Here is a 26,478-nt window from a genome sequence, read left to right as displayed (position 1 = left end):
TGGACGGTGGGTCGGAAACGCCGTCAGAGAGGAGGCATCGCATGGGAAAGCGTATCGTTATTATCGGAGGGGGGACAGGCGGGACGATTGTCGCCAACCTGCTGGCCCGGGGTTTGCGGACCGAGTTGCGCAGCGGAGAGGTCACCGTCAACATGCTCAGCGCTTCGGAGAAACATGTCTATCAGCCGGGTTTTCTCTACGTCGCCTTTGGCCGGATGCAGGACGATGAGATTATCCGGGATCAACGCGGGCTCCTCGACCCGCTGATCAACCTCTACGTCGACCCTGCCGTGAAGATCGACACCGAGAGTCAGACGGTCACGGCGCAGAGCGGAAGGTCCTTCCCTTACGACTACCTGGTCATTGCCACCGGTTCCAGAATTGTCCCCGAGGAAGTCCCCGGCCTCAAGGAGGGCGCGCACTGGTTCTATGATCTTGCCGGAGCCAAAAAACTCCGGAAGGCGTTGAAGGAGTTTGAGGGGGGGCGGATTGTCGTTTCCGTCGGTGTTCCCCATAAGTGTCCCGTGGCGCCCCTGGAAGTCACTTTCATGCTCGACGACCTTTTCTCCCAAAACGGTCTGAAAGAGAAGTACGAACTCTTCTATACCTATCCCATTGCCCGGGTCCATGTCCTGGAGCCGGTTGCCCAGTGGGCGGTCAAGGCCTTCGAACGTCGGGGAATCCGGTATGAAACCTTCTTCAACATGAAGGAGGTCGATCCGCTGAAGAAGCAGATTCACAGCGAGGAAGGATCCACGCTGGACTATGACCTTCTCATTGCTGTGCCCCCGCACAAGGGTATGCCCCTTATTGAAGAATCCGGCCTCGGCGCCGACGGCTGGATCCCGACGGATAAGCACAGCCTGACCATGGCAGGGAAGGAGAATGTCTTTGTGGTGGGGGACACCACCAATATTCCCATCAGTAAGGCAGGATCGACCGCCCACTTCGAGGCCGACACCGTTGCGGAATCACTGATCTGCATGATTAAAGAGGGATGCCCGGGGCGCCGATATGACGGAAAGGTTTTCTGCTTCGTGGAAACCAGTCTCGAGGAGGGGACCTATGTCTGGTTCAACTACAACACGCCGCCCAATCCCGGGGAGCCGTCTCAGATGATTCACTGGTTCAAACTGGCCTACAACCGCCTTTACTGGTTAAGCGCTCGGGGCATACTCTGAGAGGGAGGCACGATATGTCCATGCAGAATAAAGAGCTACGGGAACCGGATCTACCGACGATGATGCAGGCCGGTTCGAATTCCATCGATGGTCTCCGGAACCATGCGGAGACTCTGTCGGAGGTCGCCGGGGCGATTCAGGCCTACAAGGATTCACAAACCGACCCCATGATCGAGCGGATGGCCGCGATCATGGAGCCCCTGACGGCTCTGGCCGATCAGGTGGCGAAGCCCGAAGTCTTTCAGGCCGTGCAGCAATCAGTCCGGACCCTGACGGAGTTGTACCAAAGTGGCTCTCTGAATGATCTCAAGGAGGTGGCCCTCTTCATCAGTGCGGCCAAAAACTCCATGGGAGACAGCGTCATTGCACGGATGGCTGCAAACATGGAAACGATGATGGCCCTGTTGGATGAACTGGCAAAAGCGGACCTAATGCGGGCGATGCCGGCGATTGAGGAGTTGATTAACAGTGGTAGTCTGGAAGTCCTGACTCAGATGGCGACGTTTCTCGGTTCGACGACGCATGCCTTTACCGACAGCATCGTCGAGCGGATGTTGAGCATGTTTGAGAATCTGGTGAGCCGTCTTATGAACCCCCAGATTCAAGACCTGATCGGTGCGGCGGTGGAAAGTGCACAGGAAGCGATGGCGGAGATGAAAGATCAGCCGAAGAAGGCCGGGCTGCCGGCCCTCTGGAAAGCGGCCCGGGATCCCGAGGTTCGGCAGAGTCTCCTCTTTGTCATGAGCTTTGCCCGGCACTTCCATCAAAGCCTCTATTCCGAGAACGGACCCAAGCTGTAGACCCCCTTCCGGCCTTCCCCTCCTCCGGGAGGGCGTTGCGGTCGATGTGCGGATCGAGGGGAAGGGGAGACTGAGGTTTTCCGCCATCCGGACTTACTCCCGACCCGTGGAACGGCTGTCGTGAATGCCAGGAACCGGTCCGCCGGGGTCCTTCCGACAGCGATTAACCATTGAACGACCGTTCGAAGAGCTGATCTATGGCAGCTTTGCCATCTTCGCTCAAATATCGTGTCCCCGTCATGGCCAGTGTTTTATGTGCGATGACGGGTTCCTCCGTGATCCACTCATTGTGGACCCAGGAGACCCACTCCTTCCTCTCCTGCTCAAAGAGATGCACCGGGCGGTTGAATAACTTTGCCAGTTCCACTCCCCAGCCGGTGCCGCCTTTGACCGTTCCGTTTGACAATAACCAGCCGACAGCGAAAACCTGATAACCGTTGTTGATAATATGAAACTGGATCTGAAATATTTTCTGCATGATGGGGGTGGTCGCGAATGTACGTTCCATACGTTTCTGGATAATGTCCGGGCCGACGGCGCCACGCAGGAGTTCCTCCTCGGACAGGATTTTCAATCCCCGCCGACGGTTGATTTCATGTCCTTCAAAGTTGAAGGTCACCTCTTTCATTCCCCACTTTTCGGCGGATATTCCAAAATATTCTTCGGTGCCTTTGTGACCGCCTGTATATAAAGTAACCGTTTTGGGATCTAACATGATTTTCTCCTCATGAATACCTGACGCCGGGACCTCTTAAAATTGTGACCGCTGAAAATGCATATCCGGTTATTATTATCTATACCATCTCTGTTGTAAAGATAAAAAACAGACAAAGAATTGTCGGCTGTTTGTCTCTTGTTTCAGGATTACAGGCTATGATATGATGACTCAATTTTGAAACTGGGGGCTGAAGTCCGTGTTACTCCTGACGGTTCCGGAATCCCGGGGTATGAGGTTTGTTTCGTATCATGATTTCTCCGACTTACCTTTGTGTGCGCTGTCTCATCGATCAGGCGACCCATGCCGTGGAACTGGCCGTGGAGGATCCGGCGGTACGCCTTGCCCTGATGGAGGAGATCCTCGGTCTGCTGCAACGGGATTTCCCCGGGAAAATCCCGGCGGAACTGGGAACGTTGATTCACCGGACGATCCGGGGAAAAACAGGGACGGATCCCTACGCCGCTTTGAAGGAGAAGAGCAACCGGATTGCCTCTGAGGTTGCAATCCCCCTCCGGGAAAAGGGGCTGACGCTCCGTTCCGCGGTATGCGCGGCCATTGCCGGTAATGCCATTGATTTCGGGGTCGACGGTTCCCGGAATGCCCTGGAGACTCTTGATGATGAACTGCGGCAAGGGCTTGCCGTCGATCACTTTGACCGTTTTCGGCAGGAGGTGGAGCAGGTCCGTACGATCCTTTACCTGACCGATAATTGCGGCGAGGTTGTTTTTGACCTGCTCCTGGTGGAACAGCTTCTCAAAATGGGCAAGGAGGTGATCGTCTCCCCCAAGGCGGAGCCGATATTAAACGATGCGACCGTTGTCGATCTTGAAGGTCTCGGTTTCTCCGGTCTGGTGCCCATCGTCCCCCATACCGTGGCGTCGATCGGTCTTCCACTGAAAGAGGCACCGGCCGAGTTCCGAAAGGTCTGGGATCGTGCCGACCTGGTGATTGCCAAAGGGATGGGACATTACGAGACCCTCTACGGGATCCGGACGGGAGTTGTGTTCCTCCTCAAGGCCAAATGCCTTCCCGTGGCGGAGAGCCTGGGGGTCGGGGTGGGCGGCCATGTCCTGACGTTTTGATTTCCCCGCAGAGGATTTCTGCAGGAAGTAATATTTTTGCGCTACTTTCTTGATTCATCTTCTTTTCTGTGGTACATTTTCCAATAATATCACACAATATCAACATAACCTCATTTTCATCCTATCGGAATCCGTACTGCCGGCATCAAAGTGGTGGGGTACGTAATAACCGGGGCGAGAGAACTCCTGAAGGGAGGCAGAATGATTTCCTATAAGAATAAGGTCTGGAAACAGGAGATGGCGGTCCGTCTCGACTATAATCATGTCATGGCTTCGTTCATGGGTGAGGAACACGGGGTCTTTGATGGAGAGATCGAGTCCCTTCAGTCGGAGGCCAAAGAGATTCACCAGCAGATCAAGGAAAAAAAATCGAGTGGTAAACTTCCGTTCATGGATTTACCGGATCAGGATGTAAAGGGTATTCTGGAAATTGCCAAGGGGGTCCGTAGACGGTGTGAGAGTTTCGTGGTCCTGGGGATCGGGGGCTCCGCACTGGGGAATACCTCTTTGCACCAGGCGCTCAACCATCCCCGTTACAACGAGTTGACCAAGACGGGGCGTAAACGGGCGCCGCGCATCTATGTCCTGGACAATGTCGATCCGGACAATCTGCGGGGTCTGCTCGATATTCTGGACCTGAAAAAGACCTGTTTCAACGTAATCACAAAGTCCGGCGGAACGGCGGAGACGATGGCCAATTTCCTGATCTGCCAGAAGGCCCTCATTGATGCCGTCGGGCGGGAGAACCATCAGGATCGGATCATTGTGACGACGGACGCCTCCAGGGGAAACCTGAAGCGGGTTGCCGACCGGGAAGGTTATTCGTGCCTGGTGATTCCTGACGGTGTGGGGGGACGCTTCACCGTCCTGACCCCCGTGGGTCTCCTCTCCGCTGCGGTATCGGGGATCAACATCCGGGAACTTCTCGCCGGTGCGGCCTTCATGGAGCGATGGTGCCGCAAGGTGAAACTCCGGGAGAATCCGGCCTACCTGAATGCGGCCATTCACTATATCCTGAATGCCAAACGGGGCAAGCGGATCTCCGTGATGATGCCCTATTCCAATGCCCTCTACGGTTTTGCCGACTGGTATCGTCAACTCTGGTCCGAAAGTCTGGGGAAACGGGAGGCCCTTGACGGCCGGGAGGTCTTTGCCGGGCAGACACCGGTCAAATCTTTAGGGACGACGGACCAGCATTCCCAGATTCAGCTCTATGTGGAAGGACCGAACGACAAGGTGATCACCTTTCTCGGCCTGGAAAAATTCCGGGAGAAAATGGAGATCCCGGACAGCTATCCCGAAATGGAGGGGATCTCTTATTTGGGGGGCCATACCCTCAACGAGTTGATCCATGCGGAACAGCAGGCCACGGGCTATGCCCTGACCCGCCATAAACGTCCCAACCTGACCCTGACGCTGAAAGAGTTGAATCCCTTCACTCTGGGCCAGCTCTTCATGATGTATGAGATTCAGACGGTCTTCTCCGGCGGCCTCTACCGGATCAATCCCCTCAACCAGCCCGGTGTGGAGGACGGAAAAGTCGCAACCTATGCCCTCATGGGGCGCTCCGGTTATGAAGAGCAGAAGGAAGAGATGGCCGAGTTGGGGGAGGGAGATGAAAAATACATCATCGGCCTCTGATCCCCCTCTTTCCGGCGGGTGCCCCGGACCGGTGTATCGTCTGCGTTTGCTTTTCGTTTTCCTGCTGTTCTGGTTTTCCGGGGCGTGTGCCGTCCATCGAGGCGGCATCCATCTTGAAGGGGGCCGCCGGGTGGAGTACGGCAACGCCTCCTGGTACGGAAAGGACTTCCACGGACGGCGGACCGCCAACGGTGAGGTCTACAATATGTATGGTATCTCGGCCGCCCACAAGACCCTCCCATTGGGGACGCGGGTCCGCGTCACCAACCGGAACAACGGACGGACCGTAACGGTACGGATCAATGACCGGGGGCCCTATGTGCGGGGCCGGATCATTGATCTTTCCTACGGGGCGGCCAAGGCCCTCGGCATGGTGGACGAGGGTGTGGTTCCCGTGAAGGTGGAGATTCTCTCTCTCGGAGACAACCGCTATTACAAGAGAGGGGGGAAAGCCGTCCCCACGCCCCTTCGTTTTACGGTACAGGTCGGTTCCTTCCTGCACAAAGAAAATGCCCAGGCCCTGAAGCGGACCCTTGCCTCACGTTTCAAGGATGTCCATCTTCGCCGGTGGGACAACGGCCGAAAAATCTATTACCGGGTACGGATCGGCCGGTTTCTCCGTGAAGCAGATGCCCGTCATCTTGCACGGAAACTTGAGGCGATCCGTTTTTCCACCTTTGTCACTGCGGAATAAGCGTTCCTTGTCCATCCGTTGTCTGTTCTCCGATCCAGGCCATGATGATCTCCACGATATAGTTGATCTCCGCATCGGTCAGCGGGGCCCCCTTCGGGATTCCATGCCACTTCGCCAGGCAGCTCCTGCAGCAGGTGGCCGTGGCATGCTGAGCCGTGAAAACGGGATGACCTCTCATCGGTGTCTGCCGACCGTCATTTTTCGGGGAAGCCGGGGCGAGCCGGTTCCGTATGAAATCCTCACCATGGCGGCGGATGATCTCATCCCCTTTGTCGGCAAGGTACGCGAACTCCTTCGGGTCCAGCCGGAACCGGCTTCGAAAGGATGAGCGGGCGAGTCGAATCTTCAGGGACGGCCATCTTTGCTTCGCGGATACGAATTCCATTCTCTTTGCGCTCATTTCACGATTTTTATCAGCTACCTGAAGGTCTCTCCTTCGGGGTTCATCCCGTCATACAGAAGGACTCCCTGTATCCGCAGCTAAGACACCGGGTCCGCTCCACGAGAGGGCTCTTTACCCCGTCGATGGCCCGGATCGTCTCGATGATTTCAATCTCCGTCCGGCCGGGGTCATGGTCGATTGGGCGGATGATTCCCGGCTGGAGAAAGGCGAGGGCCGTTTCGACCTCTTCCCCGAAGAGGCGGTATACGGCCAGGGCATAGGCGGAAAGCTGCAAACGATATTCCGCCGCCCGGGTCTCGATTTCCTCCGCTGAAATTCCGTCGGTTTTATAATCGAGGATCATCAGCCGTCCGGAAGGGCCGCGATAGAGTTTATCGATCACCCCCTCAATCCGGTACCCCTGCAGATTAAGGTAAAAGGGGATTTCGGCATAGGCCTGCCCGGACCGGCGGATCTCCTCGGCCGTCCCGGATTGGGCAAAAACCTCCAGCCAGGGGGTGATCTCCGATCGGATTGCCTGCTGATCGGTTTCCGGGTACCCGGAGCGGGCCAGTTCAAGGTCAAGGGTCCCGGAGAGGTTTTCCCGACGGAGGTCCCATTGTTGCAGAATGCGATGAACCAGGCTGCCCCGTTCCCGCCCTCCTTCTCCGCCGGTCCCATGGGGCGGAATTTTTACTTCAGGTTCCGAGATTCCGAAACGGGTCGCCAGTTCGTACATTCGGGGGCACTTCCGGATCAGCAGCAGTTGGGAGACGGTGAATCGGCGGGAGGGACGGCACCGGGGTTTCTTGAAGACCTGTTTCGCCAACTCCTCATCGACAATCTGTCCGGAGAGATCAGGAATCTCTCCGGAGAGCAGTTCCGGAAAGCGGTCGATCCAGCGGACTGTTTCCGCTGCTTCCGAGGCCGGTTTCCGGGGTGGGGTGATGGGCCGGATTTGCCGGCCTCCGTAAGAGATCTCCTCCCGGCAGTTTTCCTCGGTGATCCCGAGAGCCTCACAGAGCCACTCCATCGGAAGGGCGGCTTCCCGGCCCGGGTTTTTCGACCTCTTGACCTGCCCGGAGAGAACAAGGAAATCACGCGCTCTTGTGGCGGCGACATAGAAGAGTCTTTTCCCCTCTTCGATTTCTTCCTTTTCCCGGGTCTCCTCGATCCGTTTCCGGAGAAACCCGCTGCACCATCCGCCGGTCCCATCGGGGATCTTGATCCCGATCCCGAGGTGCCTGTCAACTGCAACGAAACCTGATCCGCGTCCCCCGGCATTTCTGCCGAGATCGGGAAGAATAACGACGGGGAATTCGAGCCCTTTGGCTTTATGGATCGAAAGAATCTTGACGGTATCTTCCCCTTCCTCCTCCACAGGGGATTCCCCCTCCCGGGTCTCTCGATCCATCAGTTCGTCGATGTAATCGATGAAATCGGCCGGGCCGAAGAAAGGACCGGCGGAAAAATCTCGTCCCATGTCCATTAGTTTTTGCAGGTTGGCATGGCGTTGTCGACCATAAACGGGGTCGGCCAACAGAGCGGCCCCGTAGCCTGTCCGATCAAGAAAACCGCCGATCAGCTCGGGAATCTCAACCCGGTTTTTGATGTGCCGAAAATCTTCGAGAAGTTTCCGGGTCCGGATCAGGATCGCCTTTTCCGAATCGTCGATACCGTCAAGGGCTTCCGCAACGGTCAGTCCCGATGAAAGGGTCCGCCCCCGGGTCATGAAGTAGAGGGTATCATCCCGGACACCGGCCGCAGGACTTCGTAGCAGAGCCGCCAGCGCCTCATCATTTTCCGGATTCAGGAGGAGGCGAAGAAAGTTGAGGATGTCGAGGACCTCCTGTTTTTTGAAAAAGCCGCCGCCGCTGACCACGGTGAAGGGAATGCCGTATTGAAGTAGTGCATCTTCATAGATCCTGACATCGGTCATGGCCCGGAAGAGGAGGGCGATATCGCCGAACTGTACAGCCCGTGGTTCTCCATCGTCGGAGAGGATCCGTTTCTCTCCCTTGTCGACCATGCTCCGGATTCTCAGCGCCAGGGCTGCGGCTTCTTCCTGACGGATCTCCTCGGCGGTTTTTTTCTCCTCCTTGGCTGCGGCAATCAGACAGGATTCGATGAAGTGTTCATTGGGCAGACTCTTCCGGAAGGGATCGAGACCTTCAAAGGGGATCGTTTCATTGCCGGAAGGGAAGATCCTCCCAAAAAGATGATTGATGAAACGAAGGATCTCTTCCTGGCTTCGGAAATTGGTCTTCAGGGAGATCAGGCATCCCCCGCCGTTCTTTGCCGTCTTTGCCCGGTAGTCCCGGAAGACGGTCACGTCGGCGCCGCGGAAACCATAAATTGACTGCTTGTCATCGCCGACCACGAAGATCCGTCCTTCCTCCCCGCCGGCAAGGAGTTCGATGATCTCCATCTGCAGGGGGTCGGTATCCTGATGTTCATCTACGAGGAGGGTGGCGAAATTCTTCCGATAGTGTTCCCTGATTCCGGAATGATCCCGGAGGAGGTTCCGGGTCTTGATCTGAAGATCCTCGAAGTCGAGAACCCCCAGTTGTGCCTTGTCCCGCAAGTACTCCTCTAACAAGGGATCCAGTTCCCGGCAGAGGGCACGGAGAAGTGTTCCGGCTCCCGCCGTATTGCTTCCTCGCTGTATAAGGGAAGAAGATCTTTCGCACGGTCTTTGATCTCTTTCAGCAGGGCTTTAACGGCCGGAAGATCCCCGGAAAGCCACTTCTTCTTGCTTCCTACCCGAAGATCTATCTTCAGAAGGGTGGTCAGTGTTTCCGGGTTGAGCGGACCGGTATCCGGGAGGGCAAGGGCCGTCACGCGGTTTTGCTCCATCCGGTCTGCCGGGTCGTCCGCCCCGTAATCCCGGAGACGGGCGATGTGCGATTTCAATTCCGTCTCCAAATCTTTGCGTGTCTCGAAGAGTGGGCGCAGGATCTCCTCATCGGATTGTTTAAGATAGATATTGATCCAGGGGGCGGCATCGACGCGCCTTTGAACCAGGGCCGTAAGTATTTTCCGGGTCTTCTCCAGTCCGTATGCGGAGAGAAGCCGCACCATCGACGCTTTCCCCTGATTCAGGCGGTTTACGATAAAGGATTTCAGTGTCTTGTGGAGAAGAAGGAGGGTTTCCGTTTCGTCGAGGGTCAGATAGCCGGGGTCGATCCCGGCAGCGACCGCCTGTTCCTTTAGGATGCGGGTGCAAAGTCCGTGAATTGTGTGAATCCATGCGGAGCCGGCCTCACGGTAACGGGTTTCCATGCGGCGGCGTTCCTCCGGAGTTGCTGCTCTCTCCATCCGATCCAGTAGCTTCTTCCGGATCTTCTCCTTCATCTGGCCGGCGGCCTTTTCCGTGAAGGTGATCGCCGCAATTTCGTTGATCTTGAACTGTCCTTCTTCGAGGAGATAGAGGAATCGTTCTACGAGGACCGTCGTCTTTCCGGACCCGGCTCCGGCGGAGACACAGAGATTCCGTCCCAAGGTGTGAATCGCCCGCTTCTGGTCCGGCGTGAAGGTGGATTGATCCGGTTTTTTCTCTTCGTTCATACCGTTCGTTACGAGGGCCGTATTTTCAGTATGCAGCGCACAGTGTTGAAGAAAAACCGTCCCCCCGACAGAGGGCAAAGGGCAGTGAAAGGAAAGGGAATCGTCTTGTGTTGCAGCTTAAAGTTGATGGTCTCGTAAAAAGTCATTTTCCGGATTCCGTTTATGGTTCGACAAGCTACCGAGCATGTGGTTCGGCAAGCTCACCATGCTCGGAAGCTCGCCGAACCACACGAACGGAATATCAACCACTTATACCGTTCGTCCTGAGCCTGTCGAAGGGCTTCGTGACTTTTTACGACTTCATCAAAGTTTCCGTAAGCTCTTCCGGCAGGCGTCGATTGTCTTTGCAATATCCTCATCGGAGTGGGCCAGAGACATGAAGGCCGCTTCGAACTGGGACGGCGCCAGGTTGATCCCCTGTTCCAGCATGTTATGGAAGTACTTCCCGAACCGTTCCGTGTCGGATCGGGCCGCCGAGGTGTAGTCGGTCACTTCCCCGTTGTTGAAGAAGGTACAGAACATGGCACCCACCTGGGTGTGGAAGGCGGGAACACCGGCTTCCGCAAAGGCCTCCCGGATCCCCTTGCAGAGCTTCGTCGATTTCTCCTCTAATTGGTCGTAGACGCCCGGTTCGGAGAGGATCTTCAGGGTCTCGATTCCGGCCGTCATGGCGAGAGGATTCCCCGAGAGGGTCCCGGCCTGGTAGACCGGGCCGGAAGGAGAGACCTGTTCCATGATCTCCTTCTTCCCGCCGTAGGCGCCGACGGGAAGTCCGCCGCCGATCACCTTTCCAAGGGTCGTCATATCGGGTGTAATCCCGAAGCGTTCCTGGGCGCCGCCGTAGGCGACACGGAAACCGGACATGACTTCATCGAAGATCAGCACGATCCCCTTTTCCGCCGTGATCTTCCGGAGTTCCTCCAGGAAACCCGCCTTCGGGGGGACGACGCCCATGTTTCCCGGCAACGGCTCAACGATGATGCAGGCGATATCGTCTCCCTCTTCGGCGATGAGCTTCTCCACGGCCTCAAGATTGTTGAAGGGGGCGGTGAGAGTGTTCCTTGCATAATCAGCGGGGACGCCGGGACTGGTCGGGACTCCGAAGGTGGCGGCGCCGGAGCCGGCCTTAACGAGCAGGCCGTCGGCATGGCCGTGGTAGCACCCCTCGAACTTGATGATCTTGTCCCGTCCGGTATAGCCCCGGGCAACCCGGATGGCGCTCATCGTTGCCTCCGTGCCGGAGTTGACCATCCGGACCATTTCCACGGAGGGGACGGCCTGGATCACCCTCTGCGCCAGTTCGGTCTCCAACACCGTCGGAGCGCCGAAACTCGTCCCCTTGTCGATGGCTTTTTTGAGGGCTTCGACGACCCGTGGATGGGAATGTCCCACGATCATCGGTCCCCAGGAACCGATGTAGTCGATATAGGCCCGGCCCTCCACATCGAAGATCCGGCTTCCTTCGGATCGGTCGATGAAAACGGGACTGCCTCCCACCGACTTGAAGGCCCGCACCGGGCTGTTGACCCCGCCGGGGATGAATTTCTGTGCTTGGACAAAGAGTTCTTCGGAACGGTTCGACATGTCTGATTCTCCTTCTGAATCCCTGAATTAATGAGAAGATTAGTAACATTTTCAGGAGGTTCTGTCAATGGAAAGAGGCTGTCTGTTCTCTAAACGGTTTGAATGGTTTAAGCAGTTTGAACCCTGTTTCATGGCGCGTAGGTCAAAAAGGCGACCAACGTCAAAAGGCAGGGGAAAACAAGATGAGGTGTGACGTAGGTCCAGCGGATCTCCCGGCAGAAACTCCGGAAGTAACGGAGATGCAGGTAGCCGAAGACGAGAAGAGACCCGAGGCCTAACCACAGCGCCTCATGCTGCAACAGGAGCAACATGAGGACGATGAAATAGATCAGGTCGAAAAAGATCAGGCTGAAGAGATGAAAGATGATTTCACTATGAAATCGCCGAATGAACATTTGTCCTCCTCCCGTCTTTTATTCTATCAGAAACGGCGATTCCGGTCTTCTTTTTTTATGGTTGCTGTTTCTGAAGCAGTTTTGCGGCATCCTTCGCCCAGTAGGTGAGGATCATGTCGGCGCCGGCCCGCCGGATCGAGATCAACGATTCCATCATCACCCGTTTCTCGTCGAGCCACCCCTGTTTTGCTGCGGCCTTGATCATGGAGAATTCGCCGGAGACGTTGTAGGCGGCCACAGGCAGATCGAATTCCTCCTTCACCCGGTAGATGATGTCGAGGTAGGGAAGCGCTGGTTTGACCATGAGCATGTCCGCCCCTTCCGAGACATCCAGCTCCGCCTCCCGCATGGCCTCACGGGTGTTGGCCGGGTCCATCTGGTGAGAGGCGCGGTCGCCGAAACCGGGTGTCGATTCCGCTGCATCCCGGAAGGGACCGTAGAATCCGGAGGCATATTTGACGGCATAGGAGAGGATCGGTGTGTCATCAAAACCTTCTTCATCGAGAGCCTCCCGGATGGCGCCGACCCGGCCGTCCATCATGTCCGAAGGGGCGATGATGTCGGCCCCGGCCCGGGCGTGGGATACCGCTTCCTTCGCGAGGAGTTCCAGCGTCGGGTCGTTCAGGATTTCGCCGTTCTCGACGATCCCGCAATGGCCGTGATCGGTATATTCGCAGAGACAGACATCCGTGATCACGATCAGCTCCGGGATCTTGTCCTTGATCGACCGGACGGCGGTTTGGATGATGCCGTGTTCGTCGTAGGCCCCGGAGCCGACGGCATCTTTCCTCTTCGGAATCCCGAAGAGGAGGACGGCCGGGATGCCGAGCTTGTAGACCGTCCGGGCTTCCCGGACGAGGTTCTCCACAGAGAGCTGGAAGTTTCCCGGCATGGAAGGGATCTCATTTTTGACCTTCTTGCCATGAATGGCGAACAGGGGGTAGATCAGGTTGTCCACGGAGAGCCGGGTCTCCCGGACCATTCTTCGGATCTGTTCATTTTTCCGTACCCGGCGCGGACGGTAGCTGGGGAAAAACATGATGGCATCTCCCTTTTAAATTTTCTGGTTCGATTGTTGATGGACTCGTAAAAAGTCCGTTCGACCCTTCGACACGCTCAGGGCGAACGGTGTAAGTCTTTGATATTCCCCGTTCGTGTGGTTCGGCAAGCTCACCATGCTCGGAAGCCTGTCGAACCATGAACGGAATCCGAAAAACGACTTTTTACGAGACCATCATTGTTTTTCAGCGAAATATTTCCGGATCGCTTCAGAGACCGACTCGAGTGTCGATTTCTCCGGTTCAACGACAACATCGAGCCCGGCTTCTTTCGCCGCCTTTGCCGTGACCGGACCGATGCATGCGGTCCTGATTCCCGGCAGGGTTTTCTGCAGTCCTTCTTTCTGCACGGACCGGACAAAATTTCTGATATTCGATGGACTGGTAAAGACGATCAGGTCTGCCTTGCGGTTGATCAGGATCTCCTGGAGTGCCTGTGCGTCAATCTCCGGGGCAAGATTCCGGTAGACCGTGGCCACGACGACCTCGGCGCCTGCCTCCCGGAGGGCATCGGGGACCACTTCCCTCGCCTTTTCCGCCCTGGGGATCAGAACCCGCTTCCCCGGAAGATCTCCCTCCTTCAGCAGGGCGGCAACGACGCCTTCCCCGGTGAACTCCTCGGGGATGAGGTCGGTCCGTATCCCCCGGGTTTTTAGAGACCGGGCCGTGGCGGTCCCCACGGTGCAGATCGAAATCCCTTTCAGATCACGCACATCCCGATTCTTCTTGATCAGACGATCAAGAAAATATCGGACGGCGTTGGCACTCGTAAATATGATCCAGTCGAACTGTTCGATTTCTTCAATGGCCTGATCGACGATCCCGAACTCTTCCGGGGAAAAGATGCTGATGGCGGGGAGGTAGTAGATCACCGCCCCCAGCCGCTCCAGTTCCTTGGAAAAGAGTCCGGCGTTCTCCCGTTCCCGGGTGAGGGCGATCCGGCGGCCGAAGAGGGGGAGTTGATCGGTCCAGTGGAGTTTGTCGTGGAGCCGGACCGTTTCGCCGACGATCATGATGGCCGGGGCCTTGAAGTGTGCCGTCCGGGCCTTCTCGTAGATGTCGGCCAGGGTCCCGATGAGGATCTCCTGCTCCGGCGTCGTACCCCAGCGGACGAGGGCCGTCGGGGTTTCGGGCGCCCGTCCGTGTTCCATGAGTTTACGGGTATTTTCCTGCAGGTTGCCGACCCCCATGTAGATGACGACCGTGCCGACGCCGGTGCTGATCTTTTCCCAGTCCACGGGCGGGCCGCTCTTGCCCGATCCTTCGTGCCCTGTAATAAAGGCGACCGTAGACGCTGAGTCACGGTGGGTCAGAGGGATCCCGGCATAGGCCGCAATGGCGGTAGCCGCCGGGATGCCGGGGACGATCTCGAAGGGGATCCCCTCCCGGGCGAGTCCTTCCGCCTCTTCCCCGCCGCGTCCGTAAAGGAGGGGATCTCCCCCCTTGAGCCGGATCACCGTTTTTCCCGTACGGGCCTTGTCGATGAGGAGCTGATTGATTTCATCCTGATGCAGGGTATGGTGAACGCTCGTCTTCCCGGCATAGATGATCTCGCACCCCTTCGGGGCATACTGAAGGAATTTCTGATTGGCCAGGTAGTCGTAGATGATGACCTCGGCATCCCGGATACATTCGATCGCCCGGAGGGTGATCAACTTCGGGTGGCCGGGACCGGCGCCGAGGAGAAAGACTTTTCCTTTGATGGATGATTTCTCTCCACCTTGTAAAAGAGGGGCCGGGGGGGATTTTTTGTCCGTCCAATCCATAATGTTCCTGTGTCCTCCTTGTCGCGAAGAGGGACCGGAAAACAACAGCCTGCAATGAAGGGGTTACTGATTTTTGTAAACCTCTTCGAGGATCCGGCCGGCGCCGGCAGCGAGGACCCGTTCTCCCAATTCGGTGCCGAGACGGGCGCCGTCCGTACGGAGCCCGTCGATTTTGTCTTCGATCAGTTCCTTGCCGTCGACGCTTCCGACGAGACCCCGGAGTTTCAGATTTTTGCCGTCGACTTCGGCATAGGCGGCGATCGGGACCTGGCAACCCCCTTCAAGTTTCTTTAAAAAGGCCCGTTCCGCCACCACGGCATCGAAGGTATCATCATGACGGATGAAGGCGATCAGGTCATTGATGCGGGGATCCTCCCGGCGGCATTCGATCCCCACGGCCCCCTGCCCGATGGCGGGCAGAGAGATTTCCGTCGGCAGGATCTGGGTGATCTTCTCCGCCCAGCCCATCCTGCGGATTCCCGCCGCGGCGAGAATGACGGCATCGAGCCCTTCCGTGTCGAGCTTCCTGATCCGGGTGTCGAGGTTCCCCCGGAGGGAGATCATCTCCATATCGGGACGCCGGTGGAGGAGCTGGGCCTGACGCCGCAGGCTGCTCGTACCGATCTTCGCCCCCTGCGGCAGGTCATCGAACACTTTGCCGTGCGACAAGAGGGCGTCCCTCGGATCTTCACGTTCGGCGATCACCGGCAGGTGGAGCGGACCGGGAAGGTCGGTGGGGACATCCTTCATGCTGTGGACGGCCAGGTCGATCCTTCCGTCAAGCATTGCCTCTTCGATCTCCTTGACGAAGAGTCCTTTGCCGCCGACCTGGGCCAGGGGGACATCGAGGATCTTGTCTCCCGTGGTCTTGATCTTCACCAAAGAGACCACAAGGTCGGGATGCCGGGCCTCGAGCGTCGATTTGATCCAGTTGGCCTGCCAGAGTGCAAGCTGACTTCCACGTGTGCCGATACGGACTTCCTTTGAGTTTGTCATCTTCTTCCCTTACAATGGAGTGTATACCACGGTTAACGATCTTTTTCCCCGATCTTTCGGGGAGAGTCTTCCAACTGGAAGATCTCCCGCAACACCTGCATGAGCGTTTCTTTTTCTTCCGGGTGACACGACTTCAAGGCTTTCATCGGGCCGTGAAGAACCTTATTGATGATCGCCATCGACATCGATTCAATCGACCTCTTCTCCTTCTCCGAGATTCCGTTCAGGCGGGGCAGGGTCTTTCGGAGTTCTTCCTGCCGGATCTGCTCCATCCGTTCCCGGAGAAGGACGATCATCGGTGTGACCTTCAGGGAGGCGAGCCATTGTTCGAAGGTCCGGACCTCCTGCGTGACGATGCTGTCGGCCTTTTCCGCTTCCTTCTTCCGCTCTTCGATGTTGGTTTCAACGACGGCCTGGAGATTGTCGATATCGTAGAGGTAGACATTGTCGATCTTGTTGATTTCCGGATCAAGGTCACGGGGGACGGCGATATCGATCATGAAGATCGGCTTGTTCCTCCGTTCGTGAATCACCTCTTTTACATCGTGGTGGTGCAGGATATAGTGCGGCGCCCCGGTGGAGGAGATGATGATGTCCGTCTGGATCAGTGATTCGATGAAATTTTCAAAACGGATGGCGCTCCCGTTGAACTCCTGTGCCAGTTCCACGGCGCGGCTGTAGGTCCGGTTGGTGACGAGCATTTTTTTCGCGCCGTTTTGCATCAGGTGTTTGGCCGCCAGTTCGCACATCTCCCCGGCTCCGATGAGCATGACGGTCTTGTCCGTCAGATCGTCGAAAATCTTCTTGGCCAGTTCCACGGCGGCGTAACTGATGGAAACGGCGCTTCGGGCGATCCCCGTCTCGGTCTTGATCCTTTTTGCCACGGAGAAGGCCTTGTGCATGAGCCGATTCAGGATGATTCCCGTCGCCTTGGCCTCCGAGGCGATCGTGAAGGCATTCTTGAACTGCCCGAGGATCTGGGGCTCCCCGACCATCATGGAGTCAAGCGAGGAAGCGACACGGAAGATATGGCGGATTGCCTCATTGCCTTCCCGGATATAGAGATGAGGCTCCAGTTCATCGAGGGGGATCTGGTGTTCGCCGGACAGGAAATCTTTCGTGGCTGAAATCCCTTTGACGCAGTCCTCGCATTGAGCGATGATCTCGACCCGGTTGCAAGTGGAGAGGATGATGTTTTCCGGGATCGACTCCGCCCGAAGCTTTTCCAGTCCTTGCGGGATCGTCTCTTCGGCAAAGGAGATCTTCTCCCGCAATTCCACGGGCGCCGTTTTGTGACTCAGTCCTACCAGGAAGATGCCCATCAGAAACGCCCCGGATAATGATAACTTGGAATGAAGGTATTGATGGCCAGAAAGGCGAAGATCAGCACGCAAAATCCCACGATCGTCAGGATTGCTGATTTACGGCCCCGCCATCCGATGGTCAGTCGGGAATGCACGAGGCCGGCATAGATCACCCAGGTGATCAGGGACCAGATTTCCCTGGGATCCCCCTGTATGTAGCTCCCTAATGCCGCCCGGGCCCAGAGGGCTCCGGTAATGATGCCGAGCGTCAGGAGAAGAAAACCGATGGTCATAATCCGGTGATTGATCAAATCGAGAACCTCCAGGGATGGGAGCTTGCGAAAGGTGGCGCCGAACTTGTGGGATTTTAGTTGGCGTTCCTGAAGGATATACATGACACTCAGGGCCGTGGCCAGGGCAAAGGACGCATCCCCGAGGAAGGCCAGGGTCACATGGACCCCTAACCAGGAACTCTGCAGAAGTGGCGCCAGCGCCGTGATTCTGTCACCCGCCAATGCCGGGTAGAGGAGAGCTATAAAAGCCGGGGGAATAATGAAGGAACCGAGAATCAGGATCTTGTAGCGGTATTCAATGATCAGGAAAATCAGGATAATCGTCCAGGAGAAAAAGGACAGCCCCTCCTTCAGGTTGGTCACAGGGATGTGCCCTGCTTGAAGATAGCTTTCGATCAGGACCCATGTATGGATGAGAAAACCTGCGACCGCGCTGGCCAGATAAGCCGTTGCCAGGGACTTCCGGGGAGAAACGAAATAGACAAGACAGAAGATGGTGGATAACAGATAGACCGCAAGGGCAACCTTGAGTATCATTTTTTTTGGGTTCCTTTCTCCAGAATTACAATTTCTTTAAAATAATATAAAATGAATGGAAAATCAATGTTTAAATCAGGTTAGAGCAGGCCGGGAGGTCTTTCCTCGGACCTGCAGCGGTCTTCCAAAGGAGGTCCCGACGATTCGTTGAGAAAAGTTTGTCAGGAATAAGTCAGCGTAATCAGGAACGTCCCCTAATCTTCCTGGAAGTTACTCCCCACCGGAGGGCGGCTTTTTCTTTTGCGCTAAAATTTCCTTTACAATCCCCACGGGAATTGTTACTCATATCGTTAATGGTTATTCCGGTAACCCTGTTAGATGTTCTCCCGGAAGCGTTGCCAAAACACCTTTTGGGTTTTAACGTGTGGATCTTTTTTGCTGACCAGAAGAGAAAGTCAGGCAGGTCTTGTTAGGTGCGGCGGTTTATGAAGATATTATGGAGTGTGCCCTTCGGCGGAATAGCCATCTTCAAAAATGTCAAATGTGTTTGAGCAACAGCCCATTAAGTTCTGACACCCAAGCTTTTTCCGCAGGGAGAACCCCATCTTCATGGAACGCAATCTTCCGGTAGTCTTTAAAGGGATACCCCTACGCGGCTTGTTGGCCGGTATTTCAATCGTTCTGACATTATTCCCCTTCATTTTTGTAGAGTTCCCTCCAGCAACAGATCTCCCACAGCATTTATGTCAAATTTATCTACTCAACAAAACCCTGTCCGGCCAAACGCATCTCTATTCCATCAATTGGTATTCGCCGGACAACCTTGTCTATCTATTGATCTATGCGGCCCGCAACCTGTTCGCTCCGATCTTCGCAGGCAAGCTCTCCTTGATCGTGCTGGTTCTTTCCTGGGGCATGGCGATACACCTGCTCGCATGGAAACGGAAACGGCCGTTGGGAAATGCGCTACTGGCATTGTTATTGGTTTTCAACCTGTCCCTTTATTGGGGTTTTCTGAACTTCCTGATCGGCTGGCCTTTTTTCGTCCTCTGGTTTATGGCCGCTCTACACCCTTTCAGCAGAAGAAGAGGTGTGCTTCTCATCTTCTTGTCGTTCCTGCTCTATTTCTGCCATGCCTTATGGTTTCTGATAGGAGCGGCCTGGTTGCTGCTCTACAATCTCATACACTGGAAAGGCTGGAAGTCCTTAATCTACCGGTTATCTCCTTTATTCCCGACTGGATTGCTTGCGGCCTTCTGGTATCAGTCATTCTCCAAAGTAAGGGAATCGGCAGGTTTCGATGTTGCGGCACACTGGGTGACTTCACCTCTGGATCGTCTGGCCCCCGGGTACCTGGTGAACTCCATGTTCGGCGGAATCCAGGGGAATACGGAAGCGATTGCGGCCGTTGTAATACTTGCCTGGCTGTTGCTGTCGTTTTTCACAAACCGGAATCGATTCACAGAAAAGATTGACAAAGAACTTCTGACCGCTGCTCTTCTCTTTTTATGCATCTACTTTTTTGCACCTGAAAAGTATATGAACACTATCTTTTTCGCTCAAAGATGGTTTCCGATTGTCTCGATATTTCTGCTCCTCTCTTTCCCCGCCCCTGCATTGGAACACAAGATCCAGCAACTCTCCCTTGGGGCCGTACTTGCCTTCTTTCTCTTTCAGACAGCCTGGGCATGGCATCTTTTCCAGACGAAGGAAATCTCCGGGCTGAGGCGCTCTCTCATGCTGCTTCCCGCAAAACAGCGCGTGCTCGGCCTGGATTTTGTAAAGACCAGCCGATATATAAAGGGCAGACCCTTTCTGCAGACCTTCGCCTACGCGCAGGCAGTGAAAGGCGGGAGCCTGAATTTCTCTTTTGCCGAGCATGCTTCAGGGATTGTACAGTTCAGGAAACAGAGGCCTCCCCATTGGACACCCGGCCTGGAATGGAACGCACAGTGGGTAAAAATTAGGGACATCCTTGCCTTTAACTACCTGTTGATCAACGGTACACAGGAAACACAGAACATCTTCGATGCCCTCCCGATTCTCAAACCGGTCACAAAGAGGGGAAGATGGCGGTTATACAGGGTAACACGATGACAACCTCTCGTTTTACTGGGTAGTCTGGGGTTAGGGTCGGACCACAGCAAGTTCTTGAATATATTTGGTTTCCCCTTTTGTTTTCAGACCCTGCCGGTGAGTTTGTAATCCCGAGCATAGAGCTTGATGGCCCGGGCGATGACCCAGTCGAGGGAGACGCTGTTTTCCGAGGCAATCCGGATCAAAAGGTCGATTGACTCCCGGTCGAGAAGGGCCGGGGCTTCCGCCGAGGGTGCCGATGCCTTTTCGTTATCGGGACTTTTTTTCGTGGGGGCTTCCTCACCCGCTTTTTGTTCACCGCCGGAGCGTTTTTCGTGCTCCTGTTTCATCAGGGTCATGAGCTGTCCCATGTCGCCGGTGAGAGAGGCCTGCCGGATATCCTCGGGGACTTCCGGAGGGCCAGCGGGATCTCCGCCGGCCGGCGGGATACTACCGACGGACCCGCCGGACGGCATCATCCCGGACATTCCCGTCATCCCCATCATCATCTTTGCCAGGTTTTGCGCCTGTTCATTCCCCTGGAATTCCTGTGACAGGTATTCTTCGAGCTTTCCCTGTGCCATGGCTGCTGCCATCTTGTCGGCACTCAACGGTCCTTCGGTGTCAGGTCCCCTTCTCGGTCCGAAGCCTTTTCGGGGTGGTCGGGGCAGCGGTTTTTTCTTTTCCGTCATCGTCGATCTCCTTGTCTATGAAGTTTGTCCTCTCCTTACAGCATCGTCTCCGTAGTGATCTCCCGGACCATGAATCTTTTTGATCAAGGTGGTGTCGAAGATCTCCTTTTCCGGTAACGTCCGTTCAATGTAGCCCAACCGTTTCAGGGTTTCGGCAAAACTTAGGGTACAGGTGATGTATCCTTCCGTCAACTGTGCGCAGTAACGGGAAGAGATCTTCAGGGTTTCTAGTACGAGTGCTTCATCAATGAAACCGATAAAGGTGGAGAGAATTTTTGCCGCTCCGGAAGGATCGGTTCGGAGTCTTTCGGTGGCCGCCTCATGGAGTCGAAGAAACCGCTCCGTAATCTCCGCCTCCCTTTGCAGGAAGGAGATCTCCGCAACGATGCCGTAACTCGGGTTCTCCGGCCGGAGGAGGCGGGGCGGATAGAGGATCTTTCCCTCTCCGTAATGGGCCAGTGCGGCGGCCAGGGCCGGTGTCCCGAAGGCTGCCGCCACCTCTCCCCGGAACATCGCCTCCATTAATTCGTCCGCCCAGGGGAAGTGAACTGTTTGCACCGTGTCCGCCAGGTTGAAACGATCGAGGGTGTCGGTGAGGATCACGTCATGGATGGACCCGGTGCCGGGAACGCCGATTGTTTTCCCCCGGAATTGCTCCATGATCCTGCCGAGTTCGTGGGTATCGCCAAAGTCCCGGTGGGCGACATTCCCGACGATCACGGTCCCTTCCATGTGTCCGCCGGCGATGCATCGAATAGGGACTCCTGAAGCGATCCCGATCATGGCGGGAGGCAGGCCGATATAAGCCAGATCGATTTCACCGGTCCGGAAGGCCTCGACAATTGCGGGGCCGGTGCCGAAGAGTTTCCATTCTACTTCCACGCCGAGGCGTGCCGGGGTTTCCGGATCGGCCATCAGCAGGATCGATGTGTGATAAAAGGTGGACAGGTGTCCGATCCGAAGCTGCATGGTTTCCCTTGTTTACGGTGATTGTTGTTTCTCTTCCGAAAAGTACTCTAACATAAAGCGGAGCGGATTGCGAATGGCCTTCGGCCGGGAAATGGACTGGGAAAAATTACCGCAATCACCGGGGTAATTTCTCCCTTCCCCGCATTCGTTTTTGGAACAGAGGAATTCCTTTGCGCTTCTTTTTCTTTTGTCCACCTCCTTGCCATTCTCCTGTAACATTCTGAAGAACGGAGAAATTCATCGTTTCGGTAAGATCGTCCGGGTGTCTTCTCCTCGGAGTGGGTTCCCCCTTGGCATGGGATTTGCTCTAATGGAAAGAGGAAAAGGAGAAGAGGACATGGACCCTTGAGGGGAAGGGAAACTTCCGGTTTCCAAATTTCTCATCAAGTACCCATCTCACACCTCCCCCAACCGGAGGAATCCCTGCAAAGGCGGGGCTTCCTCCGGCAACCTCTCAACCGGAAAGGACGCTGTCTCTCATGAAGATCGCCGACCTTTTGAAAACACGGAAAAAGGGCTTTTCCTTTGAGTTTTTCCCGCCGAAGACGGAAGCCGGGATGGTTGCTTTTCTGCAAGTCGTTCGGGAACTGAGTCGGCTGGATCCGCTTTATGTTTCCGTCACCTACGGAGCGGGCGGTAGTACGCAGGATCGCACCCTGAAAACACTGCGTGCCATCCGGGAAAACTTTTCACTCACCGTAATGTCCCATCTGACCTGTATCGGTGCCACCCGTGCTTCGATGGCGACGCTGTTGCAAACCTTCCGGGAGGAAGGGATAGAAAATGTCCTGGCTCTTCGGGGCGATCCCCCTGAAGATATTCCGGATTTTGACCCTTCCGCCGGAGAATTCCCCTATGGCCGCGATCTGGCGGCCTTTGTCCGCTCAACACACGACTTTTCCATTGCCGTGGCCGTTTATCCGGAAGGACATCTCGAATCGCCTTCGCTCGAGGCGGATCTTATCTATACCAAAGAAAAAGTGGATGCCGGTGCGGATTTCGCCATTACCCAGATGTTCTTCGATAATCGTTATTTCTTTGCATTCCGGGAAAGGGCTGAAAGGGCGGGTCTCCGGCTTCCGATCTTTCCGGGGATCATGCCGATCACCGATCTGGCAAAAGTGAAAAGGTTTGCTTCTTTCTGCGGAGCAACGATTCCCGCCTGGGTTGAAGAAAAGATGGCGCCTTTGGCCGGCCGGCCGGAAGAGATGGAAAAGGTGGGGGTGGAGATCGCCATCCGGCAGTGTGAAGAACTCCTCGAACAGGGGGTCTCCTATCTCCATTTCTATACGCTCAATCGTTCAGATGCCGTCGTGAAAGTTGTCGAGGCCCTCCAAGGCAGATTCTTCGACTGAATCCGGCGGGAAATCCTCCTTGACACCTCCTCTTCTCCTGTGACAAGGTAGTTGCAGGTCTTTGGAGCGGAGCCCTGCAGGATCGGATAAACATCTATTTTCCCGGAAAGACCCCTGATCCATGAAGTTCGTGATTTACGATCCCCCCGTTCGGAGAAGCGCGGCGCGGTGTGACGATGTGGTGAACACCCCCCTGTCCTCCTGTCTTCTCGCCGGATATGCCGTCGCTTCCCTGAAAAAGGCGGGGTTTGAGGCGGAACTGATCGAGACCGCCGGGGTCTCCCCTGCGGCCGGTTGGAGCGTACTGATCCTCCACCTCGTCTATCAGTGGGAATATACGGAGCCCCTCCTTGAAGGGCTGAAGAGTCTGAAGGCGTCGGGAAAGGTTTCCCGCATTTTTCTCTTCGGATTTTATCCGAGTGCCTTTCACGACCGGCTTCTGGATCGGTTTTCCTTTATCGATGGCGTGGTTGTGGGAGATCCCGAGGAGACGCTCGTCCGGCTGGCGGCCCGGCTGGAAGAAAACCGGGATTGGCGGCAGACTCGCGGTGTGGCCTTTCAGGAGAAAGGGCGGACCTGCCTGATCCCGCGGCCGGAGGAATCGGACCTTGACCGCTTGGCCTTTCCCCTTCGAACGAGGCTTGCTTGCGGGACGGCTTACATCCTCGGCAGCCGCGGCTGCTACGGGCAGTGCCGGTTTTGTACCATTCATTTTCTTTCTCATGGAAAGGCCTGCTGGCGGGGACGGTCGCCGGAGAATATCGTGGAGGAGATGGTCCGGGTCCGGGAGGCGTTCGGTGCATCCTATTTCTATTTCGCCGATCCCAATTTCTGCGGCCCCGGCAACCGGGGACGGGAACGGTCTGCGGAACTGGCCCGTCTGATCCGGTACCGACTGCCCGGGATTACCTTTGGTATGGAGTGCCGTGCCGATAATGTGGAGGAGTCCCTCTTCACGGAATTGCGCGAGGCGGGACTTCACGATCTCTTCCTCGGTGTGGAGAGTTTCTCCCAGCGGATGCTGGAGCGTTTCCGGAAAGGGGTGACGGCGGAACGGAATATCCGGGCCGTGAAGGTCCTGCAGGGTCTCGGAATCCATCTTTCGATCGGGTTTATCATGTTTGAAAAGGAGACGAAGTTGGAGGATGTGCGTGTCAATTTCGAGACCCTCCTCCGTCTTGATCTTCTGAGCCATCCATCCAGCACGGCTCATCTTCTGAGCCATCGTGTCTTCCTCCTCCGGGGGACGGCTTTTTCTCCCGGGGCCTGTGCGAAGGAATACGATGCACCTTATCATTTTGATGAAGATGCGGTGCAGACCCTCTATGAAACGATCTATCCGAGGTGCAGGCAGATCATGCGGGAAATGGACGGTGAGGATTTTAACGATCCGGGTCATCGCCGGTACCGGGCAAAGAATCTCTCCCTGGTCGGATTTTTTGAAGCGGCCCTGACCCGTATGGAAAAGGCGGCAAAGCTGCCGGAAAAGAGGATTCCATGCGGGGGATGATTCATGTCTATACGGGAAACGGAAAGGGAAAGACCACGGCCGCTTTCGGCCTGGCCTCCCGTGCCGTCGGCCACGGAAAAAAGGTTCTCTTCGTTCAGTTCCTCAAGGGAGGCCGGGGCGTGTCCGGGGAGATCCTTGCCGTTCGGGCCGCCTCCCTGGAGATGACGGTGATCCGTTTTCCCGAGATTCACCCGCGTTTTGATTCCAATATCGATCGGAAGGAACTGGCCCGGCAGGTGTGTACCGATTTTGATGAGGTGCGGGAGAAAATTCTTCGCGACACCTATGACCTGGCCGTCCTGGACGAGGTGAACAACTGTGTCTCACAGGGACTCCTTCCCGTTGAACGATTGCTGGGCCTGCTGGAAGAAAAACCGGAGCAACTCGAACTGATCCTTACGGGACGGGGCGCCGATCCCCGGGTGATTGAACGGGCCGACTACGTGACGGAGATGAAAAAGATCAAGCATCCCGCCGAGACGGAGGGGGTGCCGGCACGTAAGGGAATCGAGTTCTGATCCCGGAACTCAAACAAAGGAGAACCAACCATGCCGTCATTTGATATTGTGAACAAGATCGACATGCAGGAAATGGACAATGCCGTCAACATGACCCGGAAGACCATTACCACACGGTACGACTTCCGGAAATCCAAAACGGAGATCACCTTCAACAAGAAAGAAAAAAAAATTCATATCCTCACCGAGGACGAGATGAAGATGAAGGCCGTGGAGGATGACCTGATCGGTAAGTGCGTCAAACGGAAGATTGATTCCAAGGCTCTCGACTATCAGGAGATCGAACCGACCTCCAAGGGGATGATCAAGCGGGACATCCTGATCCGGGAAGGGATTGATATTGATACGGCCCGGAAGATCGTCAAGATGATCAAGGGACTCAAGATCAAGGTGCAGGCCCAGATCCAGGACCAGCAGGTCCGTGTGACCGGCAAGAAGATCGACGACCTTCAGAAAGTCATCGGAATGCTCAAGGAGAGCAATCTTGAAGTGCCGCTCCAGTACGTCAATATGAAGAGCTGAAAATGTCTTATCAAGAGGGGATCTGTAAAGTCAAAGAAAAGGTGTTGGATTCTTTCCTGTCAGCCTTCATGCCTGATATTTTTGTGTACACGAATTTATTGACAATGTACATGATCTCTGATAACGTTCTTCTGAACATATCTCATGAAGGGAGTTCTCTGAATGCCGACGATCAAAGGAAAGCATTTGAAACTGGACCAGGAGAAGATCGATAAGGTCCGGAAAATTCTTGGGGCGAAAACGGATACCGATGCAGTGGATAAGGCTTTGAGTCAGGTGATTGCAGATAGTGAGATTGATATGGTTTTGAAAAAGCTCGCCGGCCGGCTTGAGATTGAAAAGGTCTATGATTAAGGTTGTCCCTGACACGAACATCCTGATTGACTGGTTTCGGGAAAGAAAGCACAGTAAATTGCTGTTTGGGCCTGGTCTGGTCCGATATCTGAGTTCTGTTGTTGCGATGGAACTCTATGCCGGGGCCAATTCAAAGAAGAACAGGGAAGGCGTAGATCGCCTCTATGCTATTTTTGAGAAGACCCGCCGTGTTCTTGTCCCTGCAAAGATCTTGTTCCCGAAAGCGGGGCGTGTGCTGGACGAACTCAGGACAAAACAAGGTTACGATTTAAAAAAATCCGTCAGCTTGTCGCACGATGTATTGATTGCGTTAAGTGCGTTGAGTATCGGTGCAATAATCATTACTGAAAACCGCAAAGATTTTCTTGCCATACGCAAAATTACGGGAGCACAATTCAGCTCGCCTTAACCGTTCGCAGGTGAGATGAAGTATATCATGAGACCGACTGCACCGAAAAATTCTCCCTTGGATGTTCCCGGCGTGGATGTCGATATGGATGCAGCTTGTTGACGTCACTTGTGAGATTTGTGAACGATGACCGAT

At 55.5% G+C, this 26,478-nt stretch carries 25 protein-coding genes; 12 read left to right on the top strand and 13 right to left on the bottom strand.

Annotated elements, in window-relative coordinates; all coding sequences use genetic code 11:
- Positions 1-41 precede the first annotated feature (41 nt).
- A complete protein-coding gene (locus tag GXP58_10460) occupies positions 42-1,181 on the top strand; it encodes an NAD(P)/FAD-dependent oxidoreductase (protein NOY54020.1) in 1,140 nt (379 codons plus the stop codon).
- Positions 1,182-1,195: 14 nt separating this feature from the next.
- A complete protein-coding gene (locus GXP58_10455) occupies positions 1,196-1,981 on the top strand; it encodes a DUF1641 domain-containing protein (GenBank protein ID NOY54019.1) in 786 nt (261 codons plus the stop codon).
- 163 nt (positions 1,982-2,144) lie between these two features.
- On the opposite strand, the gene GXP58_10450 is transcribed toward GXP58_10455, so the two are convergent.
- Positions 2,145-2,696, bottom strand: coding sequence for a hypothetical protein (locus GXP58_10450; GenBank protein ID NOY54018.1), 552 nt, complete (start codon positions 2,694-2,696; stop codon positions 2,145-2,147).
- A gap of 251 nt (positions 2,697-2,947) precedes the next feature.
- Here GXP58_10450 and GXP58_10445 point away from each other — a divergent pair, with 251 nt between their 5' ends.
- The 3 genes from GXP58_10445 (at position 2,948) to GXP58_10435 (ending at position 6,116) form a co-directional block, all read left to right on the top strand.
- Positions 2,948-3,781, top strand: a complete 834-nt coding sequence (locus GXP58_10445) for a DUF89 family protein (GenBank protein NOY54017.1) — start codon at positions 2,948-2,950, stop codon at positions 3,779-3,781.
- A 201-nt stretch (positions 3,782-3,982) separates the two neighbouring features.
- On the top strand, positions 3,983-5,422 hold the full coding sequence (locus GXP58_10440) for a glucose-6-phosphate isomerase (protein ID NOY54016.1): 1,440 nt from the start codon (positions 3,983-3,985) through the stop codon (positions 5,420-5,422).
- Positions 5,355-6,116: a septal ring lytic transglycosylase RlpA family protein gene (locus GXP58_10435; protein ID NOY54015.1), complete on the top strand. Its 762-nt coding sequence runs from the start codon at positions 5,355-5,357 to the stop codon at positions 6,114-6,116. Before GXP58_10440 ends, GXP58_10435 begins: the two co-directional genes overlap by 68 nt.
- Here GXP58_10435 and GXP58_10430 read toward each other — a convergent pair.
- The 10 genes from GXP58_10430 to ccsB all read right to left on the bottom strand — a co-directional run bounded on the left by GXP58_10430 (position 6,103) and on the right by ccsB (position 17,998).
- Positions 6,103-6,501, bottom strand: a complete 399-nt coding sequence (locus GXP58_10430; GenBank protein ID NOY54014.1) for a DUF4186 domain-containing protein — start codon at positions 6,499-6,501, stop codon at positions 6,103-6,105. The two genes, GXP58_10435 and GXP58_10430, sit on opposite strands and share 14 nt — an antisense overlap.
- 58 nt (positions 6,502-6,559) lie before the next feature.
- Positions 6,560-9,097 (bottom strand): UvrD-helicase domain-containing protein, encoded by a 2,538-nt coding sequence (locus tag GXP58_10425; protein NOY54013.1) that lies wholly within the window; start codon positions 9,095-9,097, stop codon positions 6,560-6,562.
- Positions 9,091-10,065 (bottom strand): UvrD-helicase domain-containing protein, encoded by a 975-nt coding sequence (locus GXP58_10420; GenBank protein ID NOY54012.1) that lies wholly within the window; start codon positions 10,063-10,065, stop codon positions 9,091-9,093. The genes GXP58_10425 and GXP58_10420 overlap by 7 nt, the downstream gene beginning before the upstream one ends.
- A gap of 303 nt (positions 10,066-10,368) precedes the next feature.
- The gene (gene hemL / locus GXP58_10415) at positions 10,369-11,649 is read right to left on the bottom strand and encodes a glutamate-1-semialdehyde 2,1-aminomutase (GenBank protein NOY54011.1); all 1,281 of its coding nucleotides are present in this window, start codon (positions 11,647-11,649) and stop codon (positions 10,369-10,371) included.
- A gap of 128 nt (positions 11,650-11,777) precedes the next feature.
- Positions 11,778-12,044 carry a hypothetical protein gene (locus tag GXP58_10410; protein NOY54010.1) on the bottom strand — a complete coding sequence of 89 codons (267 nt, stop codon included), beginning with the start codon at positions 12,042-12,044 and terminating at the stop codon, positions 11,778-11,780.
- Positions 12,045-12,099: 55 nt separating this feature from the next.
- Positions 12,100-13,083 carry a porphobilinogen synthase gene (gene hemB, locus GXP58_10405; protein NOY54009.1) on the bottom strand — a complete coding sequence of 328 codons (984 nt, stop codon included), beginning with the start codon at positions 13,081-13,083 and terminating at the stop codon, positions 12,100-12,102.
- Positions 13,084-13,278: 195 nt separating this feature from the next.
- Entirely contained in the window at positions 13,279-14,868 is a 1,590-nt protein-coding gene (cobA, locus tag GXP58_10400) for a uroporphyrinogen-III C-methyltransferase (protein NOY54008.1), read from the bottom strand.
- 63 nt (positions 14,869-14,931) lie between these two features.
- Positions 14,932-15,864 (bottom strand): hydroxymethylbilane synthase, encoded by a 933-nt coding sequence (gene hemC, locus GXP58_10395; GenBank protein NOY54007.1) that lies wholly within the window; start codon positions 15,862-15,864, stop codon positions 14,932-14,934.
- A gap of 32 nt (positions 15,865-15,896) precedes the next feature.
- Entirely contained in the window at positions 15,897-17,186 is a 1,290-nt protein-coding gene (locus GXP58_10390; GenBank protein ID NOY54006.1) for a glutamyl-tRNA reductase, read from the bottom strand.
- Positions 17,186-17,998, bottom strand: coding sequence for a c-type cytochrome biogenesis protein CcsB (gene ccsB, locus GXP58_10385; GenBank protein ID NOY54005.1), 813 nt, complete (start codon positions 17,996-17,998; stop codon positions 17,186-17,188). The genes GXP58_10390 and ccsB overlap by 1 nt, the downstream gene beginning before the upstream one ends.
- A 549-nt stretch (positions 17,999-18,547) precedes the next feature.
- Here ccsB and GXP58_10380 point away from each other — a divergent pair.
- Positions 18,548-20,035, top strand: a complete 1,488-nt coding sequence (locus GXP58_10380; protein ID NOY54004.1) for a hypothetical protein — start codon at positions 18,548-18,550, stop codon at positions 20,033-20,035.
- 83 nt (positions 20,036-20,118) lie between these two features.
- Here GXP58_10380 and GXP58_10375 read toward each other — a convergent pair whose 3' ends face one another.
- Together GXP58_10375 and GXP58_10370 are read right to left on the bottom strand one after the other, a co-directional pair.
- Positions 20,119-20,706, bottom strand: a complete 588-nt coding sequence (locus GXP58_10375; protein ID NOY54003.1) for a hypothetical protein — start codon at positions 20,704-20,706, stop codon at positions 20,119-20,121.
- A gap of 15 nt (positions 20,707-20,721) precedes the next feature.
- Complete coding sequence (locus GXP58_10370) at positions 20,722-21,675, bottom strand: ABC transporter substrate-binding protein (protein ID NOY54002.1); 954 nt, start codon at positions 21,673-21,675, stop codon at positions 20,722-20,724.
- A 479-nt stretch (positions 21,676-22,154) separates the two neighbouring features.
- Between GXP58_10370 and metF the strand changes: the two genes are divergently transcribed.
- The 6 genes from metF (at position 22,155) to GXP58_10340 (ending at position 26,343) form a co-directional block, all read left to right on the top strand.
- The gene (metF, locus tag GXP58_10365) at positions 22,155-23,030 is read left to right on the top strand and encodes a methylenetetrahydrofolate reductase [NAD(P)H] (protein NOY54001.1); all 876 of its coding nucleotides are present in this window, start codon (positions 22,155-22,157) and stop codon (positions 23,028-23,030) included.
- A gap of 121 nt (positions 23,031-23,151) precedes the next feature.
- Positions 23,152-24,540, top strand: coding sequence for a B12-binding domain-containing radical SAM protein (locus GXP58_10360; GenBank protein ID NOY54000.1), 1,389 nt, complete (start codon positions 23,152-23,154; stop codon positions 24,538-24,540).
- Positions 24,528-25,058: a cob(I)yrinic acid a,c-diamide adenosyltransferase gene (locus tag GXP58_10355; GenBank protein NOY53999.1), complete on the top strand. Its 531-nt coding sequence runs from the start codon at positions 24,528-24,530 to the stop codon at positions 25,056-25,058. The genes GXP58_10360 and GXP58_10355 overlap by 13 nt, the downstream gene beginning before the upstream one ends.
- A gap of 30 nt (positions 25,059-25,088) precedes the next feature.
- Positions 25,089-25,580, top strand: a complete 492-nt coding sequence (locus tag GXP58_10350) for a YajQ family cyclic di-GMP-binding protein (GenBank protein ID NOY53998.1) — start codon at positions 25,089-25,091, stop codon at positions 25,578-25,580.
- Between the two features lie 162 nt (positions 25,581-25,742).
- Complete coding sequence (locus GXP58_10345) at positions 25,743-25,934, top strand: hypothetical protein (protein ID NOY53997.1); 192 nt, start codon at positions 25,743-25,745, stop codon at positions 25,932-25,934.
- Entirely contained in the window at positions 25,927-26,343 is a 417-nt protein-coding gene (locus GXP58_10340; GenBank protein NOY53996.1) for a type II toxin-antitoxin system VapC family toxin, read from the top strand. The genes GXP58_10345 and GXP58_10340 overlap by 8 nt, the downstream gene beginning before the upstream one ends.
- The last annotated feature ends 135 nt before the right edge of the window (positions 26,344-26,478 follow it).

The sequence above is a fragment of the Deltaproteobacteria bacterium genome (assembly GCA_013151235.1).
Lineage (GTDB): Bacteria > CG2-30-53-67 > CG2-30-53-67 > CG2-30-53-67 > CG2-30-53-67 > JAADIO01.
The sequence above is the reverse complement of the archived record's forward strand: the minus strand, read 5'-3'. Positions and strand labels throughout refer to the sequence as shown.

What these genes read in the sequence shown, in the direction of transcription:
- GXP58_10450 (NOY54018.1), bottom strand. Translation starts at nt 2,696, where the DNA reads ATGTTAGATCCCAAAACGGTTACTTTATATACAGGCGGTCACAAAGGC.
- GXP58_10430 (NOY54014.1), bottom strand. Translation starts at nt 6,501, where the DNA reads ATGGAATTCGTATCCGCGAAGCAAAGATGGCCGTCCCTGAAGATTCGA.
- hemC (NOY54007.1), bottom strand. Translation starts at nt 15,864, where the DNA reads ATGACAAACTCAAAGGAAGTCCGTATCGGCACACGTGGAAGTCAGCTT.
- GXP58_10440 (NOY54016.1), top strand. Translation starts at nt 3,983, where the DNA reads ATGATTTCCTATAAGAATAAGGTCTGGAAACAGGAGATGGCGGTCCGT.
- GXP58_10350 (NOY53998.1), top strand. Translation starts at nt 25,089, where the DNA reads ATGCCGTCATTTGATATTGTGAACAAGATCGACATGCAGGAAATGGAC.
- GXP58_10360 (NOY54000.1), top strand. Translation starts at nt 23,152, where the DNA reads ATGAAGTTCGTGATTTACGATCCCCCCGTTCGGAGAAGCGCGGCGCGG.
- GXP58_10455 (NOY54019.1), top strand. Translation starts at nt 1,196, where the DNA reads ATGTCCATGCAGAATAAAGAGCTACGGGAACCGGATCTACCGACGATG.
- GXP58_10345 (NOY53997.1), top strand. Translation starts at nt 25,743, where the DNA reads ATGCCGACGATCAAAGGAAAGCATTTGAAACTGGACCAGGAGAAGATC.
- hemL (NOY54011.1), bottom strand. Translation starts at nt 11,649, where the DNA reads ATGTCGAACCGTTCCGAAGAACTCTTTGTCCAAGCACAGAAATTCATC.
- GXP58_10435 (NOY54015.1), top strand. Translation starts at nt 5,355, where the DNA reads ATGAAGAGCAGAAGGAAGAGATGGCCGAGTTGGGGGAGGGAGATGAAA.
- GXP58_10460 (NOY54020.1), top strand. Translation starts at nt 42, where the DNA reads ATGGGAAAGCGTATCGTTATTATCGGAGGGGGGACAGGCGGGACGATT.
- GXP58_10445 (NOY54017.1), top strand. Translation starts at nt 2,948, where the DNA reads ATGATTTCTCCGACTTACCTTTGTGTGCGCTGTCTCATCGATCAGGCG.
- hemB (NOY54009.1), bottom strand. Translation starts at nt 13,083, where the DNA reads ATGTTTTTCCCCAGCTACCGTCCGCGCCGGGTACGGAAAAATGAACAG.
- GXP58_10380 (NOY54004.1), top strand. Translation starts at nt 18,548, where the DNA reads ATGGAACGCAATCTTCCGGTAGTCTTTAAAGGGATACCCCTACGCGGC.
- GXP58_10390 (NOY54006.1), bottom strand. Translation starts at nt 17,186, where the DNA reads ATGGGCATCTTCCTGGTAGGACTGAGTCACAAAACGGCGCCCGTGGAA.
- ccsB (NOY54005.1), bottom strand. Translation starts at nt 17,998, where the DNA reads ATGATACTCAAGGTTGCCCTTGCGGTCTATCTGTTATCCACCATCTTC.
- GXP58_10420 (NOY54012.1), bottom strand. Translation starts at nt 10,065, where the DNA reads ATGAACGAAGAGAAAAAACCGGATCAATCCACCTTCACGCCGGACCAG.
- GXP58_10370 (NOY54002.1), bottom strand. Translation starts at nt 21,675, where the DNA reads ATGCAGCTTCGGATCGGACACCTGTCCACCTTTTATCACACATCGATC.
- GXP58_10410 (NOY54010.1), bottom strand. Translation starts at nt 12,044, where the DNA reads ATGTTCATTCGGCGATTTCATAGTGAAATCATCTTTCATCTCTTCAGC.
- GXP58_10355 (NOY53999.1), top strand. Translation starts at nt 24,528, where the DNA reads ATGCGGGGGATGATTCATGTCTATACGGGAAACGGAAAGGGAAAGACC.
- cobA (NOY54008.1), bottom strand. Translation starts at nt 14,868, where the DNA reads ATGGATTGGACGGACAAAAAATCCCCCCCGGCCCCTCTTTTACAAGGT.
- GXP58_10375 (NOY54003.1), bottom strand. Translation starts at nt 20,706, where the DNA reads ATGACGGAAAAGAAAAAACCGCTGCCCCGACCACCCCGAAAAGGCTTC.
- metF (NOY54001.1), top strand. Translation starts at nt 22,155, where the DNA reads ATGAAGATCGCCGACCTTTTGAAAACACGGAAAAAGGGCTTTTCCTTT.
- GXP58_10340 (NOY53996.1), top strand. Translation starts at nt 25,927, where the DNA reads ATGATTAAGGTTGTCCCTGACACGAACATCCTGATTGACTGGTTTCGG.